Raw genomic sequence first — 16,509 nt, forward strand, 5'->3', positions numbered from 1 at the left:
TTTTTGACGTCCCTCTACTTTTCTTCCATTTGTTGTTGCCTAAACCTCTTTATGCAAATATGATAGATTCATATACCCCAAGATCTTACATATTATCCACCCCATTAGCGATCATATAAGGAGGAACGGCAGCAATGTTCAAGACAAGGATCATGAAACGAAGCTTCATCTTATTTGCCATTCTGGTATTGGTATTCTCTTCTCTTCAGCTCAGGCCCGCTCTAGCTCAGGAAGACACGGGCGGCAAGCAGCAAACAATCTACACAGGAGAGGGGTACGAGGTAATCTACACAATTTCCTCCCAGTGGGAAGGCGCCTTTAACGCAGATGTCACGATCAGGAATACGGGTAACCGGACGCTGGAGAACTGGAGTATTGATTTTACATCCCCTTATGAGATTACGAATATCTGGAACGGACAAGTACAGTCCTACGAGAACGGAGTTTATACCATCAAGAATGCAGGCAGCAATCAGGACATTCCGGTGGGTGGCAGTGTGAATTTCGGCTTCACGGCTTCATTTGAAGGAGAGCTTCAGCTGCCTGTAGCATTTGAAATGCAGGGCGCGGAACAGATCGTACCGGCGGGGCAATACGAAACAGGCTTCAAGGTAACAAGTGATTGGGGGAGCGCTTTTAACGGCGAGATTGCCATTAAGAATACATCGCAGTCTACCATAGAGGATTGGACGCTGGGGTTCGATTATGACGGGAACCTGGACCGGTTCTGGACGGCTGAAATTACCGGGCATACCGGCAATCATTACGTTATACATAATGCGGGCTATAATGCCAATATTCAGCCGGGCGAGACTCTGATCCTGGGCTTCTCCGGGAACCCGGGGAATGTTGTAAGTGCGCCTTCGGGCTATCAGCTAACGCAGATCTCAACCGGGGAAGAATCCCCGGAGCCTGAGCCGGGCAGGGTCTCCGTGCAGCTTGAAACGTACAGTCTCCAGCTTCAGAACAGTCCGGACGGAGACTATTACTTCCTGACCTCCAAGATGGACAAGCTGACGGGAACGCTAGGAGGAGTATCACAGGTCAAGGCCTTCAATTATGAGATTACGGACAAAAACAAAGCAGTCCTCCAGCAAGGGACGATCCCTGTAAGTGCAGCATGGTCTGTGGAAGGAATCGGACTTGGCATCGGATATAATCTGCTGAAGTTAAGCGCGCAGTTAAACGATGGCTCAGAGGTCTCCAAGACGTATATTATCGTGAACTTCGACGAGAGCAATCTGGATAACCTCGGGATTGACCGGGAGAAGGACAGCGATAATGACGGAATTAGCGATTACTATGAGGAGCATTATGGCCTCTCCGCTACCAGCAAGGATACCGACGGCGACGGGTTAAGCGACCGGGATGAGCTGCTCGTGCTGAAGCTGAATCCGCTTGAACCGGACAGTGATAAGAACGGGACTGCTGACGGTGATGAAGACTACGACAAGGACGGATTAACCAACCTGGAGGAGCTGATGCTGGGCACCAGCCTCAGCAGCGAGGACAGTGACGGCGATGGCCTGACGGACGGCGAAGAGATCCATAAGCACAAGACCGATCCCCTGAAGGCCGACACCGATGGAGACGGACTCTCTGACGCGTGGGAACTCCAGATCGGAAGCGACCCGCTTGTGCCTGAGACGAAGTTCGCAAGAACAATGAAGGCAGAGGATGTCGGGGGCAAGGCTGTTCCAACGGTAGCTGTAGAAGGGATCACTGCGGAGCAGGTAGACAGCTTGTCTGTCCAGCCGGTCCAAGATGGCATTCTTAATGATACAACTATTCCCGGATATATTGATCAAGGCTATAATTTCTCCATCGACGGAAGCTTTGAGAAGGCCACAATCTCCTTTGAGTTTGACAAAAGCTTACTGAGTCAGGCAGGCTTTGTGCCGCGAATCTACTATTACAATGAGGAGTCGCAGCTGTTCGAAGAGCTACCGGATCAGCAGGTGGCCGGGAATATGATCTCGGTCCAGACGGTTCATTTCTCCAAATACATTCTGTTAAACAAGACAGTATACGACCAGGTCTGGTTATATAAGTTCCTGTATGATGAGGGACAGGAGCATTATGCGGGGATGGATATTGCCTTCGTCATCGATTCATCGGGCAGTATGTCAGATAATGACCGGAGCAATGTGAGAATCAGCGTAACCAGACAGTTCGTCAATCTGCTGACGGACAGTGACCGCGGGGCTATTGTTGATTTTGACGACTCTGCCAAGGTGTTATCCGGCTTCACTTCAGACAAGACCGTGCTGAGTCAGGCTGCGGGGCGGATTGATGCGAACGGCGGAACGACTCTGAGCAGCGGGATTTCAAGTGCAATTAATCTGTTCGCCACCACCAGCAGAGCGGATGTTCTGAAGTACATTATTATGCTTACTGACGGGGAAGGCTCTTATGATACCGCACTAACCAAACGGGCTGCCGATCAGGGTATTGTGATTTATACGGTAGGCCTGGGCAGCAGCATTTCGACGAGTGTCCTGACCAGCATGGCCCAGGGCACCGGCGGCAGCTATTATCATGCAAGTAATGCCAGCCAATTGTATGGGATCTTCGATACCATTGCCGAGACTTCCGATCTGTACAAGGATACAGACCAGGATGGCATCAGCGATTATCATGAGAAGGAGATGCAGGCCGGAAGACTGCGTGTTGGTACTGGCGGTGCGGCAATAAGGTTGAATTATCTGGATGCAGACAGCGATAACGACGGGCTTAAGGACGGACAAGAGATCCGTATTGTTAAATCCGGCGACAAGGTCTACGCCTATTTGTACTCCAATCCCAACCTGGCCGATACGGACGGCGACGGCTTGAACGATGCGGTGGACAGCAGAAGACTGGTTCCAGATGTAAGGGAGGCCCTGATCCTTCAATCTGATAACAGAGAAGGAATTCTTAAGAAAGCACCGCAGGGAACTTCCCCAGTCTCCGATGACCTGACGTTCAATGACTATACGTATTTTGAATTACTCAAGCTGGGCCCGGTATTCTCGGTGGCCAGAATTACGCCCGAGCCCATGATCTGGGGCGAGATGGCCCTCCTGTTCGTTGTCGGCACAATAGGTGCAACGGATGATATGAAATTCGTTCTTGGCGATCTGATCTCAACGTTCAAATACAGCAAAACCATTAATGAGGGATCTTCGGTAACCCTTGGCGACACCTTCGATACCAGCAAATATATCAAGTATCATAACAGCCAGCTGGATAATGCCGTCATCACGGACGCCAGTACCCAGAACTATGTACAATTAATCAAGAATTTTGTTGTGCAGGAGCTGCGCAGTAATAACGGTGATCTGTCCAGACTAAAATTTGATCCGAACAGCAACCGGAATGTGGTGTATAGTTACGTGAATCAATTCTCGACCAGCCCGTATCCGTTATTTACGGAGAAGACCAATCTGGCGTTATCTCTGGCTATCCATGCCTTCCATGGTCATAATATTACCATTAAGGACTTCAACAACAACGGAGGTCAATTCAGCGGCAAGCTGGTGTTCCATTTCTATGATCATTTCGGCCTGGATGCTGATGATGAGATTAATAATCCGGGATTTGTGGACTGGTTCACTTTGCAGCACTACGAACGGTTCAACGGCAAATATGTACCGTTCATTACAACGATTGACTACGAGCTGCCTTTTAGCGGCTCCGTTAACTAATTTCAATGGAGCAGGCAGGTGAAGCTATTGAGTCGCAGGACACGAATCTTACTTGGCATTACCATTATACTGTTGCTTGCAGCGGCAGGCTTCATCATCGGCTACGATTCCTCCAAGATGAAATATGAACTATTCCGGGAGCACCGCGCGCAGTTTGATGCTGTGAAGACGAAGACCCTGCTGCTGATGGACAGCCTGGATGAACGGAGTAATATCGGGAATACCTTCATCTACTCTAATAATGCCGTCCCTCCATTCCATGACAGTATGAATACGGAATTGCAAGACAAGATCCGGCAGATCGCCGCATGGTCCGGGGACAGCCTGGACTTCGTGCGCTATAGCAAACAGGACGGGAAGCCGCTCCTCAGATTCATATTCGACTGGGAAAGGGAGCATGGTCCCACCTATCATATCGTGTATTGCGCAAGTCAGAGCATGATGGAGCAGGCGTATGCGACAGAGCCGGTTAAGTATAAGCTGACTCCACTTGCAGACGGCTGGTATGGGATTGAGATAGAGTAATTTAAAAAAGGGGTGTCCCACGCCATGTGTAATGGCTGAGACATCCCTTTCTTTTGAACAAACCGGTTACCCGCTCTGCTCACACCACATATTCGGCCATAATCTGCTCGATATGGTACGGAGTCACTCCCTGATGCACCGAGAATACGGTATCGGCCTGCTGTGGGGATGCGGCCTGCTGACCGCGGGCCTTGGCGTGCAGCGTGAACAGATCATACAGATCGGGCTTCTTCAAGGAGGTCATCGCCTTGCCGATGATCACCATCCCCTTCTGGTTCCCTTCCACGTTATTCACATGGAACGGATCTCTGGTCAGGGACAAGTCTGTCCAGATCACGGTCCGCTCCACCAGATCGAGTATCACAGGAATGGCGAGTTGGGTATCCGCCGTGACATCAATCTTGTTCGATACCGTGGCTGGCTCATAGATTTCACCGGACCCCGGCTTCTTCCGCATCATCCAGCCCGTAAAGCACTCCGGCAGATTGCAGTACGGCTGTCCTGTGAAGGAATGGAGAGTCGCCACTACATACCTTCCGCCATACTCAACAATAGAAGGAATATGCAGATCAATGAACTCGCTGGCCCCGTAAGGCGCCGTTACTATATCGCCGCTATGGACTGCACGATATTGTGCCGAGCGAAGATTCGTATAAGAAATATGCTCCACATAATTCCAATTCTTATCATACATCACTGCTGACAGATCAATATCAACTCGGCCTGTAGAGGTACCGTCCATCTTCCCTTCCTTCCACCAGCAGAAGAAACGGACCGTGTTCCCTTCTTCCAGCGGAATCCGGCTTCCCCGTACAAGAGTATGCAGCGCTTTACTGGCCGACCGCTGGGAGAACGGCACCAGATAGTCCTTCAGACGCTCATCCACATATACTTTTCCCAGGGAAGGCTGGCTTGCGAAGCGGGCGACCAGAGTCTGCTCACAGAGGTCCACCATGTCCCGACAGGCTTCTTCACTGATCTCCGGCAGGGTATTAGGAGTGGCCCAGGCTTTGGCGACATTTCCCTTGGGGAAAAACACCCTAAGCTCCGGCAGCTCCCGCTGTCGCGCGAAGTAGCTCTTCACCTGCAGCAGCACCGGGGTCGATACCTGGTCTGCCACTTCTGCGAAGGCCATCACCACGTACTCCGGCTCGCGGGTCATCCGCAGCAGCTTCGCCAATCTTCGTGCGAATTCGCCCGGACGCTTCACCAGCAGATCCAGCGCCGTCCACATCTGGTGATACTGAAGGGCCAGCTCCACACTTCCGTTAAAGGTCGTGAAGGCTTTGTTGTTGCGCAGGATATCAAAAGCTTCCTCACAGCGTTTATACCGCTGCTTGTATTCAGATGGATGCAGGATCTCGCCGAGACGAATCCAGCGCTCCCTGTATCGCAGCATATCCTCGGTGATCGTCTGACACCGTTCCAAGAGCCCCAGTAACAGCCGGCGTTCACTACGCTTGAACTTGCGGAAGCGGGTGGGCAAGGCCAGACTAACATCGCCTTCCGACCAGGCCACCGCCAGCCGCAGCACATCGGTTGCTGTCATGAAATAGGGGCTTATTCTGGCTACATCCGCCTTATCATGCCTAAGCAGCGACGCTGCCACGAATCCGGCATTCTCCTTGAACGGGATCTCCTTCGGCAGGAGTTCATCCAGCTCTTCGTTGGCTGTATTCGCAATCACAGCATCGATATCCTTCTGATCCTCTGCCGAGATCGAGCCTCTGGCCTCCATCAGCTGGCGGATTAGGGTCCGGAACTCCGTGATGCTCCCCAGGTCAATGACCTTCATCTTCACCTGTTCCTCAAGGGGCGTTCGCTGCACGGAATCAGCATATGGAAGCTCCCAGGTGTAATAATGGAACATCGCATTGAAATACAGCTCCGCTTCATCCTCCTGCATGACCTGCTCCGGGAACCCTGGATACATCGGTGCATAATGCACATGCGCGCCAACCATCCGTCTTACATCGGCAATCAGCGGATAATACAGCTGCTCGAAGGCCTCGCGGGGCATCTTCTGGACCGCCCGGAACAAGGCAGGCGACAGGGTATACCCAAGCCCCTGCAGATTGCGGAGGGCTGCGGCCAAGTACCCCTTCGGTAGCTTCTTCGTGTCAGCAGCATCAGGTGTGTGTTTCAGCATCATTTTGCCTGCTCTACGCAGGTAGATTCGGTTTATTTGCATAGTAAAAGTGTCCAGGAGAGCTGTATCCCTACTCGGTTTCAGTCCATGGGTAGAAGGAAGGAATACAATAGCCTGGACGCCTCCTCTCTGGATAAGCATCCTTCAGGAGAGCTGCGGCTCTAATTCATCCAATTGAGTAGAAGGAAGAACCGCAATAGCCTGAAGATCTCCCGGCGATCTTGCCGCCGTTTGATGAATCCATCATCGCACACGGTCCAGCGGGCCAACAGGGCGGAAGTATTACGACAAAGGGAATTTTTAACTTATGGCACATCCCGCCTCTTATCGCACCCTGTATTTTGGCTTTTCATTGAGGGTATGTTATCATTCTTACAGTAAGTTAAATTTTAAATGTTTAGGAGGGATACCTGATGAAAAAGAGATCTATTCAATATCTGTCTGCTGGAATCGGGTATTCGACTGCTGTTTTTTTCTAGAATTCATGTTGACGGGATAGGTCTGTCCAATATGAAGTAATACTATAAAAAACAGCCCATTTAAAAGGAGACTTATAAGCAATGAGACTAAATAACAATGTCATTCAAAGATATAATCCGGAAAATATAGCAAAACCTGTTGGAAGCTACAGCCATGTCACTAAGATCAGCAGAGACGCTGAAATGTATGTCTTTTCCGGTCAAATCGGGATCGATCAGAACAACAATATCCCTGCCGATTTCAATCAGCAAGTAACCAATACGATGAGCAATATTGTAGACATCTTGTCCTCTCAAGGGCTAACTCCCGATCATGTCATCAAAATCAACATCTGGGCCACGGAGGAAATCGATTGGGATCATTTCTATTCCATCTGGAATGAAGTGTTCGGCCCTACGCCTCCTTCCATGACGGTGGCCTACATCCAGGGATTAGGTCTGCCTGAACTCAAAATCGAGCTGGATGTGTGGGCCGCAGGTTAGAGCGTAGCGTAAATTAATACACCCAAAACAAGCCCTAGAAGTATTCTAGAGGCTTGTTTTGGGTGTTTTTTTCTGCGCTGCGGGTAATTAAGAGATAAAGGTGTATTATTGATGTGCATCAGATAATTTAAGAGGATTTTAATGTCGTTTTTCTTAAAAGGTTAGATAACGTTGTTAAATCATTCCACTTAGGGATATACTAGAACAGAATACGGAACTAAGATATCTACAACCATTTAATGCTGCTGAGGGGTGATTGTTTGAAGCTCAGAGTTAGAGATGTTTTTATTGCTGGTGCCCTTCCGATTCACACCTATATTTCGCGCAAATCGGAATTTGGGCTGACCTATGAATTCCGTCTTCATAATGTGATCGATATGGTCGGATTTTTAACTTCAATTATAGGTCCATCGAAAACAGGAAAAACCGTACTGTGTGACAAGGTAATCGGCTTGGACGGATACGTCGATTTTATAGGAAGCGACTTTAAGGATACCGTAGATTTCTGGGAGACGGTTGCAAATAAAATTGGTATTCCCCTCGAACGAGACCATACAGAAATACGCACGCTTGAAGGTCAGGGGCTCGCCGGAACAACAGAAGGAATCACCACCTCCATCACAGAGTCTTTCCGTTCCGGCAAAGATAAAGTCATTAAATATTTTATAGCAAACAACTTAGTTCTATTACTAGATGACTTCCATTACGCTTCACCCAGCAAACAGTTTGAGATTGCCTATCAGCTCAAAGATGCGATCCGCAAAGGGCTTCGAGCCATCATCATATCCTTACCTCACCGTTCGGATGATGCCATTCGAAAGAATGCCGATTTAAGCGGGAGACTGAACCTGATTAATATCGAGCCTTGGAATCCAGATGAACTGCGTGAAATTGCTGTAGGAGGATTCAACAAACTAAATATGCAGATTGATCTGCGGATCGCCGATAACATTGCGCAGGAGAGTCTATCTTCTCCCCAACTCATGCAATCTATCTGTTATAACCTTAGTATGATACTCGATATCGACAATACAGATTATCCGGCAATGCCTGATCAGGAGACCCTCAACCAGGCCTACAGAATGACCTCATTGAACCTTCTTGCTTACCAAGAGGTTGCCAGGAAATTGAAAACAGGTCCAAATCCCCGGGGACAAAAAAGAAAAACTTATTTGACTATAAAAGGTGAACAAACCGATATCTATGAGTTACTTCTAAAGGCAATTGCTGATGATCCGCCCATTGTGAGCCTTTCTATCGACAGCATCAAGCGAAGAATTGATGTGTTGCTAGGTAATCATGCTGACAAACCGGATCGGGTGAAAATCAAAGCAGCTATTGATCAGATGCAGGCTATTATGCAGAGCAGCGAACCGATGTATCAGGTTTTTGAATATAAGGACGATGAAGTTTACATTTTAGAACCGTTATTCCTGTTCTTTTTGCGCTGGGGTAATCTCAACTAATCGAAGGGGGATTATTTTGACTACGATTAATGAGGATAGACTACAAGCTATAGGTGCGCTTCAAGTGCAAATTCAATCTTTCCCACAGGGACAATCGGCTGACTTCAGCAGATGGGTAGATACTACCAGCCGCATGTTAGAGCGTCTCTTCTCCGATCAGTCCATAGCACAGAAATTTGTCTTGCTCACCAGAGCAGGTATACTCCAGGCACAATTATACCTGGAGAATTTAATTACAGATATTAACGCTGGGCTTTTCGATGATGCCAAACCACTTAATGAAATAGATGAAGCACATTTTCATCTTATCATAAGCAGAGTTCTTCATAATTTCGATAAGCATATTTACGAAATGTATCAGAAGCCAGTCCATGGAAATGGAACACTGAAGCTAGAGAGCCTTGCTGACATTTCACTGGGTAACGAATATGATGTGCAGCGGTTGCTATATTCACTGCTCCGTCCCATTTTCCCTGAAGCAAGGGTCGAGGTGCCCACTGACGGAGGATACAAGGGTTATCGCTTTGATATATTTATAGATTCCTACGAAACTGTAATTGAAGTTAAATGCTCGCGTCCAAATATGACTGAGAGGAAGCTCACCGAAGAGATCGGGTCAGATGCATTTCATTATCCCAAAAAGCACATCTATTTCTTCATCTATGATAAAGCTAGAATCATTACAAATGTTGATGCATTCTGTAAGAACTATAACAGGACTCATGATTCCAAGCAGATAAAAACAATAATAATCCAACCAGTTAAAATGATATGAAAAAACAGGCTGCTCTCCATCATTGGAAAGCAGCCTGTTCTTTAATCTGCAATATCACTCCCCCTCCCCCTTCTTCGGCGCAGGCCGCTCATACACCACAGCATAATTCTGGCTGCCCAGTAGTATCCGTTTGCCCTGGAACTCATCGTAAATATTCACCCGCACCGTTGCGCCGTTAAGGGACTTGTACGCTTTGTTGTTCAGCGGGAAGGACAAGCTGCCCGTGGCTCCCGCACCAGCCGGTCCGTCTCCCAGAGGCAGAAGCTGCTCCGACGGCTGACCAAACGGATCAATCAGTTCGGCCACCAGCCTATGCTCATTTGCCTCAGCAACATACTGCTCACTTCGGGTTAACCGGTAGTTCATCTGTACCTCTATGGACTCCCGGTCTTCAGGCATCGTGGCAGTCACCTGGTTCACGGACAGGGAGTAGGGGAACAGGTCCAGCTTCTGAAGGGACGGCTGCGGAGCAGGATTGGCCGGACTCAGCCCCAGGCCCACGGTCTGGATGTAAGCGGTCGGCACTGCGCCGGGTGCGGTCAGCTTGCCTTCGGCGATGCCTTCCCCGAGGAAGAGGGTTAGATCTGACGCATTGATCTCCGTAGGAAGCTTGCTCCAGACGGTTACGAGACTCTTCTCTTTGGGGTTCAGGGCCGCGGCGGACTGCGAGATTACCGCCTCGAAATACTGTCGATCCGGGGTCCGGTAATACCCCACCAGCTGCGCCGGCTGGGTCTTGCGTAGTTCCTCGTTGGTCATCACCAGCTCGGTATAGATCAGCTTGGAATCCGTGCCCGGATAGATCCGGCTCTGCCGCTCCAGAATCTCTGCCTTCTTCCCGGCCAGCTCCAGACGGAAGGGTTCACCGGCCGCCACGGTTCTTAAGGTATTCTCCACCTGGCTGGTGAATAGCGTGAGGAAATTCGCCTGGGTCTCTTCCGAAGGATACTGGAGGATCACCTTCAGCTTCGTCAGATGATAAGAATAGGGAAGGTTCCCCGTAATATACAGAACCGCTGTCTCCTGCGGGGCCAATTGGCTCTTGGAGCCTTCGATCACCATCTGCGAACTGCCGCTGATATCGAGATCCCCCGCCTTCAGAAGCGCTGTAAGGGCCGGAAGCTGAACATTCGCCATGCCTGAGTTGCGGAGGCTGAGCTTGGTCACGACCTGATCGCGGTCCGACCACGGCAGGCGTTCCACCGCTTCCAGCTTCACCACGAAGGTACCCAGACTGTTCTGCACGGGGTACTCAGTCGCCAGCAGATGATTCGGCTGCAAGGAGTAGGGAATCTGATAGTAAGCCGCCGGGAAGGCGATCCGGCCCTCTTCTGCCGGCTCGTTCATCTGTAGCTGGAGCACTCCCTGATTAAGCTTCAGGGGCAGCTCTGCACTGAGTTCGACTACCCGCTCCTCCAGCGGCTTCAGACTCAGACCGGCCAGTGCCTTATTGCTGACCGGATAGCTGTACCCTTCGGCAGTCGTCAGGCTGAAGGAATAGGCCGGAATCGTCACCGCTTGGTTGCCTGTGTTGCGCACCCGGAATTTCAGGCTCCATTTCGCCAGATGATCCTCCGAATACACCGCCGCGCTTGCGAGCTGTGTCTCAATTGTATTGTTGGCAACCTTAAGCTTGGCGACGGCGTTAACGGGTACGGTGAAGTTCGGCGACACCGCGGCAGGCAGCTTATACTCAGCCACAGGCAGGTTCAGCTGCAGCTCGCTGTCTTCCTGGATGAACTGCAGGGACATATTATCCGTCTTCGTATAGGAGGGAATGTCCGCCAGAAATTGCACGGTCCGTTTCTCCTTGGGCTGAATCTGGTAATCGGCAGGGGCGGCATTCAGTTCAAATCTGGAGCCTCCCGAGGATATCAGATATCCCTTCAGGCCCGTGTCCTTAAGCACCTTGGTGCCCGAATTGGCGAAGCTGATGCCCACCCTGGCATACACTTTTCCGTTAGCCTTAACGATCTGCAGGCTCTCGGCCTTACTGATCACCGGCATACCCGCCAGGACCAGCTTCTTGCTCTGCCCTCTGGCGGTGGCTACCGAGTAGGAACCCGGAATCGTGAACATCCCCAGCTTCTTCTGGTAATTCGCCTGGCTGAAGTCCCAGCCGAACAGGGCGATTCGGACTCCGGTTATTTTGGCAGCCTTCCCCGCATTGACATAATACGTGACCGACTGGCTGCTATTAGCCGGAATAGATTTGACGGCAGCACTGCCCGTCACCGGCTTGCCTTGAATAACTGCGCCGCTTGGGGTAGTAACCTTGGAGAAATAATCAATCAGGCTCACGTTGCTGTTACTCCCGTTAACGTAATTCAGGGTATACGTAATCATATTCCCGCTCTCCTGGGGCTGAAGGGCAGCGTCCAGCAGCTTCACGCTCACCCCGCTCTTCAATGAGACCGCCCCCAGTCCCTCCAGCGTGGACACGGAGGCTGTAGCCGCCTTTCCCGCTGAAGGCCCGGCTGCCGCATAGGCTCCGAAGGCGATGGACTGGCTGAGAACCGCCAGGCTTAGCATGGCTACAGCATATTTTCTAGTGGTATGATTCATAATTCTCTCCTCCCTTAACTTCGCTTAAGCTTGCGGCAGCCGGACCTCGAACCTCGTCCGCAGCTCATTGCTCTCTACAGACAGGCTACCGTCATGCTGCTCTACAATATTGCGTGCAATGAACAGCCCCAGGCCGGTCCCGCCCTCCTGATGTGTCCGTGCCCGGTCCCCCGAGTAATACATCTCGAAGATATGCGGCTGCTCCTCCGGCGGAATGGGATTTCCGTAATTGATGACCTCAACCGCTACTGAACCTGAATCTGGGCGGCTGTTAATATCCACATAACCGCCTTCCTGCCCGTAACGGGCGGCATTGGTCAGCAGATTGCCTAATACGCGTACCAGCAGATCCCCGTCCCCGTAGATCATTAGGCCAGGAGTCACATTCAGCCGGGAGGTCAGGCCATTGCGCTCGAATACCGGGTACATCTCCTCGTTCAATTGCCGCAGCAATTCGGTAATATCCAGATATGTCTTCACCACAGGCAGTGTGCCATGGTTCATCCTGGTGATCTCGAACAGCCCGTCAATCAGCTTCTCCAGCCGCTGGGACTTGGTGAAGGCAATCGTCGCGTAATGCCGGATCGTCTCCACTGGTAATTGCTCATCCCTCAGAATCAGATCCAAATATCCGAGAACGGACGTCAGTGGTGTACGCAGATCATGCGCCAGATTGACGACTAGCTGGTCCTTGCTGCTCTCGGCGAAATCACCTCTTTGTACGGCCTCCTGCAGCTTGGCTCCGGCCACATTCAGATCCTCTGCGATTGCGCTGAACTCATCCCTGGAGGCAATCCGCACCTGATTCTGGAAATCTCCGCCCGCCAGATGATGAATCCCCTTGGAAATCTCGTTAAGGTAGCGGATGTACGGCTTGGTGAACATGAAGAATAAGATCAGCATGATTGGAATGAACAGCATCAGAGACACATTGAAGTCTCCGATCCTGTAGATGAACCGGCGGATTTCCGCCTCCGGGTCCTCCCACTTCACCCCGGCGTAATAGAGCTGAAGCAGCTTGAAGATCCCGTAGGTGATCCCGGCAGAGAGCAGCATGCTTACGCCCAGTAACTGAACCAGTCTGGTTCTGAATCCCCGGCGTCTCTTAGGCATTGAACGTGTACCCGACACCCCAGATGGTCTTGATGAACCGTTCCTTGTTCTGATCCTCTCCCAGCTTCCGGCGCAGGGTGCGGATATGTACCATCACTGTATTCCCGCTCTCATAGTACGCCTCGCCCCATACCTGCTGAAAGATACTCTCTGCACTGAACACCTGCTTCGAGTGGCTCGCCAGCAGATAGAGGATGTCGAATTCCTTCGGCGTAAGGTCAATCTCTTCGCCATACAGCGTAACGGTGTGCTGGTCAGGGGAGATGATCAGCCCGCCCAGCTCCAGAACCGAAGTCAGATGGGCACCCTGAGGCTGGCTGAACTGCAGGGAGCGCCGTAGCTGGGAATTGACCCGGGCCAGCAGCTCCATCGGATTGAAGGGCTTGATCATATAATCGTCCGCGCCCATGACAAGACCGGTAATCTTATCGAAGTCAGAGGTCTTGGCACTGAGGAAAATAATCGGCAGATTATGCTTCACCCGCACCTGGCGGGTGACCTCGTATCCGTCCAGCTTCGGCATCATAATATCCAGGATGGCCAGATCAATGGATTGGGACTGAATAGCCTGCACGGCCGCTTGGCCGTCGAATACCTGAATGCAGTGATACCCTTCCTTCTCCAGGTGCAGGGCAATCAGGCCGGCAATCTCTTTCTCGTCCTCTGCGATCAGAATAGTAACTCGCTTCATACCGGAACCCTCCTAGGCCTGAATCTATTCGTTCAGGTAGGTAGTCGCCTTGTTCTGAATCAGCTTCGCCACTTCCTCCGCGGTCTTCTGTCCGCTGAAGAAGCCTCCCGCCTCTTCTCCGACAATCGAAAGAATTTTGACATCCAGCATGGCGAAGTTATCCGCAGTATTCATCATCTCTCTGAATACCTTGAATTGCTCGTCAGGCACACTTGCAGACTTGCCGTCTGGAAGCTTATACGTCCCGCCCTTCACTTCCTGCTGAAGCTCGCCAAGCTGCTTGTCGTTTACCGACTTCAGCAGGGAGAAGCCTTCTTCACGCTGCAGGTTCTGCACTTCCTCTGACAGCAGGAATTCCATGAACTTCCAAGCCTGTTCTGCCACCGGCGATTTGGCCTGGATCGAGAAGGTGGAGACCGGAATAATCCGCATGGTGCCGGAATTTCCGCTATGCGGCTTATCCAGCAGCTGCGGATTGGTGAAGTAAGTATACGGAACATTGACGAAATCAGCCGGGGTTTGCAGAACGGCGGAATAGAACAATTGATTATCGGCTTCCCCCGAGCCGGCGCTCATCACTCCATCGTCATACATCTCTTTAATCTGCCGCATCATAAATATGAAGGCAGGGGAATCGAATTTGGCTTTGCGTGCCGCAGCGTCTACGAACTGGTTATAGCCGTCCACGACCATCTCCTGAAGCAGCATCTCCGGCGGATACTCCTGGAGTGCGAAGCGGTGCCCGGACCCTGCCTTCTGCCCGGCTTCAATCATCGGTTTGGCAATCCCGCTGAATTGCTGCCAGGTCCAGCTCTTATCGTCCACATTCGCATTCTTAAGCGCATCCCCGTCTCCAATGAAAGCTCTCAGATTGTACCCGGAAGGGATGAGATAGGTGCCCCCGTTCAGCTTCAGGGCGTTCAACACATTAAGCTCCAGATTCTCCTGCTTCAGCGTTTGTGACTGCTTCAGGTAATCGTCCATATTCAGGAACAGCTGCTTGTTCACGTAATCACTGACCGGCAGAGTGCTGGTCTCGTAAATATCGGCGCCTTTGCCCGAGAGCAGTGCCGTTCCGGTGCTTTTGATGTATTTCTCATAATCCTGCGCTTTCTCACCGATCGCCTTGTAAGCCTGCACCTGCAAGTCAATATCAGGGTAGGCCTGTTCAAACTTCTTCTCCAGCGCACGGTAGAACTCACTGTCCTGCCTAACCGATAATGTCAGAACGGTCTTGCCGTCTGTGCTTGGAGCTTCCGCGCTGCTCCCCGAACTGCATGCGGTCATCACCGTTGTAAAAGCAAGAATCATTCCTAGAAAGCCCATCTTCTTCATCTTCATTCTCAAATACCTCCCAATAATTATTCGTAGAAAATGCCTTACTCCTATGGCTACTGCAGACGTACACGGTTCCCGTCCTGCAGGGGCTCGCTGCTCTCCAGAATAATCAGCTCATCCTCATACAGATTATCCGTCTGGATGATGCTGTCTATGCCATTGGTTGTACTGGAGTGGATCGTAACCTCGCGGGCGATAAAGGTATTGCCCAGCGCCCCCCTCTGCTCCTCGATCTTATAGATATAGCTTCGCTCACCCAATTGGTGGATAACCTTATTGGATACGAGGAGTCCCTCCTCCCAGGAAGGCTTCTTCAGCTTAATCTGAACCTGCTCCCCCCCCTTAAGCGACTCTTCATTCAGCACAATGAAGACATTCTTCTGCGCAATTTGCTCCACCCTGACGTTCTCCTCAGCGGATGCGCTGTCGGTACGCGCCTGAGCGTCCTTGATCTCTGCAACCTTACCCTGCAAGGAACGGGCCTGCTGGCCCTGTGCCGGATGAACCTGCACCTCAAGCTGCTCCCCTAAGGTAACCCCGAGGCTGGATAACAGCTCCGCGTCCGCCGTGAAGCCGAACTGATACCCCTTGCTGCTGCTCGACAGGACCAGATCCGCTTCCCCCGCGGACAGCATTCCCGCAATGGCATTCACCTGGGTGACCACCCCGTCGAAGGGTGCCGTAAGCTGCTGCTGCGCCGTTAACCGCTCTCTCAATCCGGCAATTTTCCGCGCCTGGGTGACCTGATCGACCTTACCCGCTTCAATCTCGCGCCGGGCCTTGCGAATCTGAAGCTCATCGCCTTCCGCATACGTCTGAATGAACTGATCCTGCAGCGTCTGCTGCGCGATCTTTTGCTTATCGAGCGCCGCGACTTCATCCTTCAGCTCCGCTTCGGCGGCCTGGCTGTCATAGCGGATCAGTGTTTGCCCCTTCGTGACCCGGTCCCCCTCCTTCACAAGAACCTGCCGGACCTTCCAGCCGCTGGCATTCAGGAGCTTCGCTTCACTCACGGGCGTAAGCTTCCCGCTGCCCTCCAGCGTGAATTCGAGGCTCTTGGTCTGCGGCTTGACCGTGGTCACCTTGGGCAAGGTCAACGACTGCAGCGTATTGCTGAAGAAGGTGAAGAAGAGTAACACGCCCATGAGCAGAAGGAAGGCTGTTCTGATATTTTTTTTGCGCCTGCGGTCTGCGGGCACTCCTGTAGTCTCCATATTCCTTCTATCTCCTCCTGCCATT

Annotated in this window: 11 protein-coding genes; 5 read left to right on the plus strand and 6 right to left on the minus strand. The window is 51.4% G+C overall.

Features of this window, described 5'->3' with window-relative positions:
* Positions 1-134: 134 nt before the first annotated feature.
* Together NYE26_RS30220 and NYE26_RS30225 are read left to right on the plus strand one after the other, a co-directional pair.
* Positions 135-3,686: a DUF3289 family protein gene (locus NYE26_RS30220; RefSeq protein WP_339252352.1), complete on the plus strand. Its 3,552-nt coding sequence runs from the start codon at positions 135-137 to the stop codon at positions 3,684-3,686.
* 18 nt (positions 3,687-3,704) lie between these two features.
* Positions 3,705-4,211 (plus strand): hypothetical protein, encoded by a 507-nt coding sequence (locus NYE26_RS30225; RefSeq protein ID WP_339252354.1) that lies wholly within the window; start codon positions 3,705-3,707, stop codon positions 4,209-4,211.
* A 79-nt stretch (positions 4,212-4,290) separates the two neighbouring features.
* Here the strand turns inward: NYE26_RS30225 and NYE26_RS30230 are convergent, their stop codons facing one another.
* On the minus strand, positions 4,291-6,402 hold the full coding sequence (locus NYE26_RS30230; protein ID WP_339252356.1) for a TerD family protein: 2,112 nt from the start codon (positions 6,400-6,402) through the stop codon (positions 4,291-4,293).
* A gap of 518 nt (positions 6,403-6,920) precedes the next feature.
* Here NYE26_RS30230 and NYE26_RS30235 point away from each other — a divergent pair.
* From NYE26_RS30235 to NYE26_RS30245, 3 genes are all read left to right on the plus strand, one after another.
* Complete coding sequence (locus NYE26_RS30235) at positions 6,921-7,322, plus strand: Rid family hydrolase (RefSeq protein ID WP_339252358.1); 402 nt, start codon at positions 6,921-6,923, stop codon at positions 7,320-7,322.
* Between the two features lie 260 nt (positions 7,323-7,582).
* Positions 7,583-8,788 (plus strand): ATP-binding protein, encoded by a 1,206-nt coding sequence (locus NYE26_RS30240; protein WP_339252360.1) that lies wholly within the window; start codon positions 7,583-7,585, stop codon positions 8,786-8,788.
* Positions 8,789-8,804: 16 nt separating this feature from the next.
* The gene (locus NYE26_RS30245) at positions 8,805-9,563 is read left to right on the plus strand and encodes a hypothetical protein (RefSeq protein ID WP_339252362.1); all 759 of its coding nucleotides are present in this window, start codon (positions 8,805-8,807) and stop codon (positions 9,561-9,563) included.
* A 54-nt stretch (positions 9,564-9,617) separates the two neighbouring features.
* Here NYE26_RS30245 and NYE26_RS30250 read toward each other — a convergent pair whose 3' ends face one another.
* The 5 genes from NYE26_RS30250 to NYE26_RS30270 are packed head-to-tail and all read right to left on the minus strand — an operon-like array spanning position 9,618 to position 16,484.
* Positions 9,618-12,128, minus strand: coding sequence for a hypothetical protein (locus tag NYE26_RS30250; RefSeq protein WP_339252364.1), 2,511 nt, complete (start codon positions 12,126-12,128; stop codon positions 9,618-9,620).
* A gap of 24 nt (positions 12,129-12,152) precedes the next feature.
* A complete protein-coding gene (locus tag NYE26_RS30255) occupies positions 12,153-13,241 on the minus strand; it encodes a HAMP domain-containing sensor histidine kinase (protein ID WP_339252366.1) in 1,089 nt (362 codons plus the stop codon).
* The gene (locus tag NYE26_RS30260) at positions 13,234-13,932 is read right to left on the minus strand and encodes a response regulator transcription factor (RefSeq protein WP_339252368.1); all 699 of its coding nucleotides are present in this window, start codon (positions 13,930-13,932) and stop codon (positions 13,234-13,236) included. Before NYE26_RS30260 ends, NYE26_RS30255 begins: the two co-directional genes overlap by 8 nt.
* Before the next feature lie 24 nt (positions 13,933-13,956).
* Positions 13,957-15,273, minus strand: coding sequence for an ABC transporter substrate-binding protein (locus tag NYE26_RS30265; RefSeq protein WP_339252370.1), 1,317 nt, complete (start codon positions 15,271-15,273; stop codon positions 13,957-13,959).
* Positions 15,274-15,323: 50 nt separating this feature from the next.
* Positions 15,324-16,484 carry a biotin/lipoyl-binding protein gene (locus NYE26_RS30270; protein ID WP_339252372.1) on the minus strand — a complete coding sequence of 387 codons (1,161 nt, stop codon included), beginning with the start codon at positions 16,482-16,484 and terminating at the stop codon, positions 15,324-15,326.
* Positions 16,485-16,509: the final 25 nt, after the last annotated feature.

Source organism: Paenibacillus sp. FSL P2-0136 (genome assembly GCF_037975325.1).
Taxonomy (GTDB): domain Bacteria; phylum Bacillota; class Bacilli; order Paenibacillales; family Paenibacillaceae; genus Paenibacillus_AQ; species Paenibacillus_AQ silagei.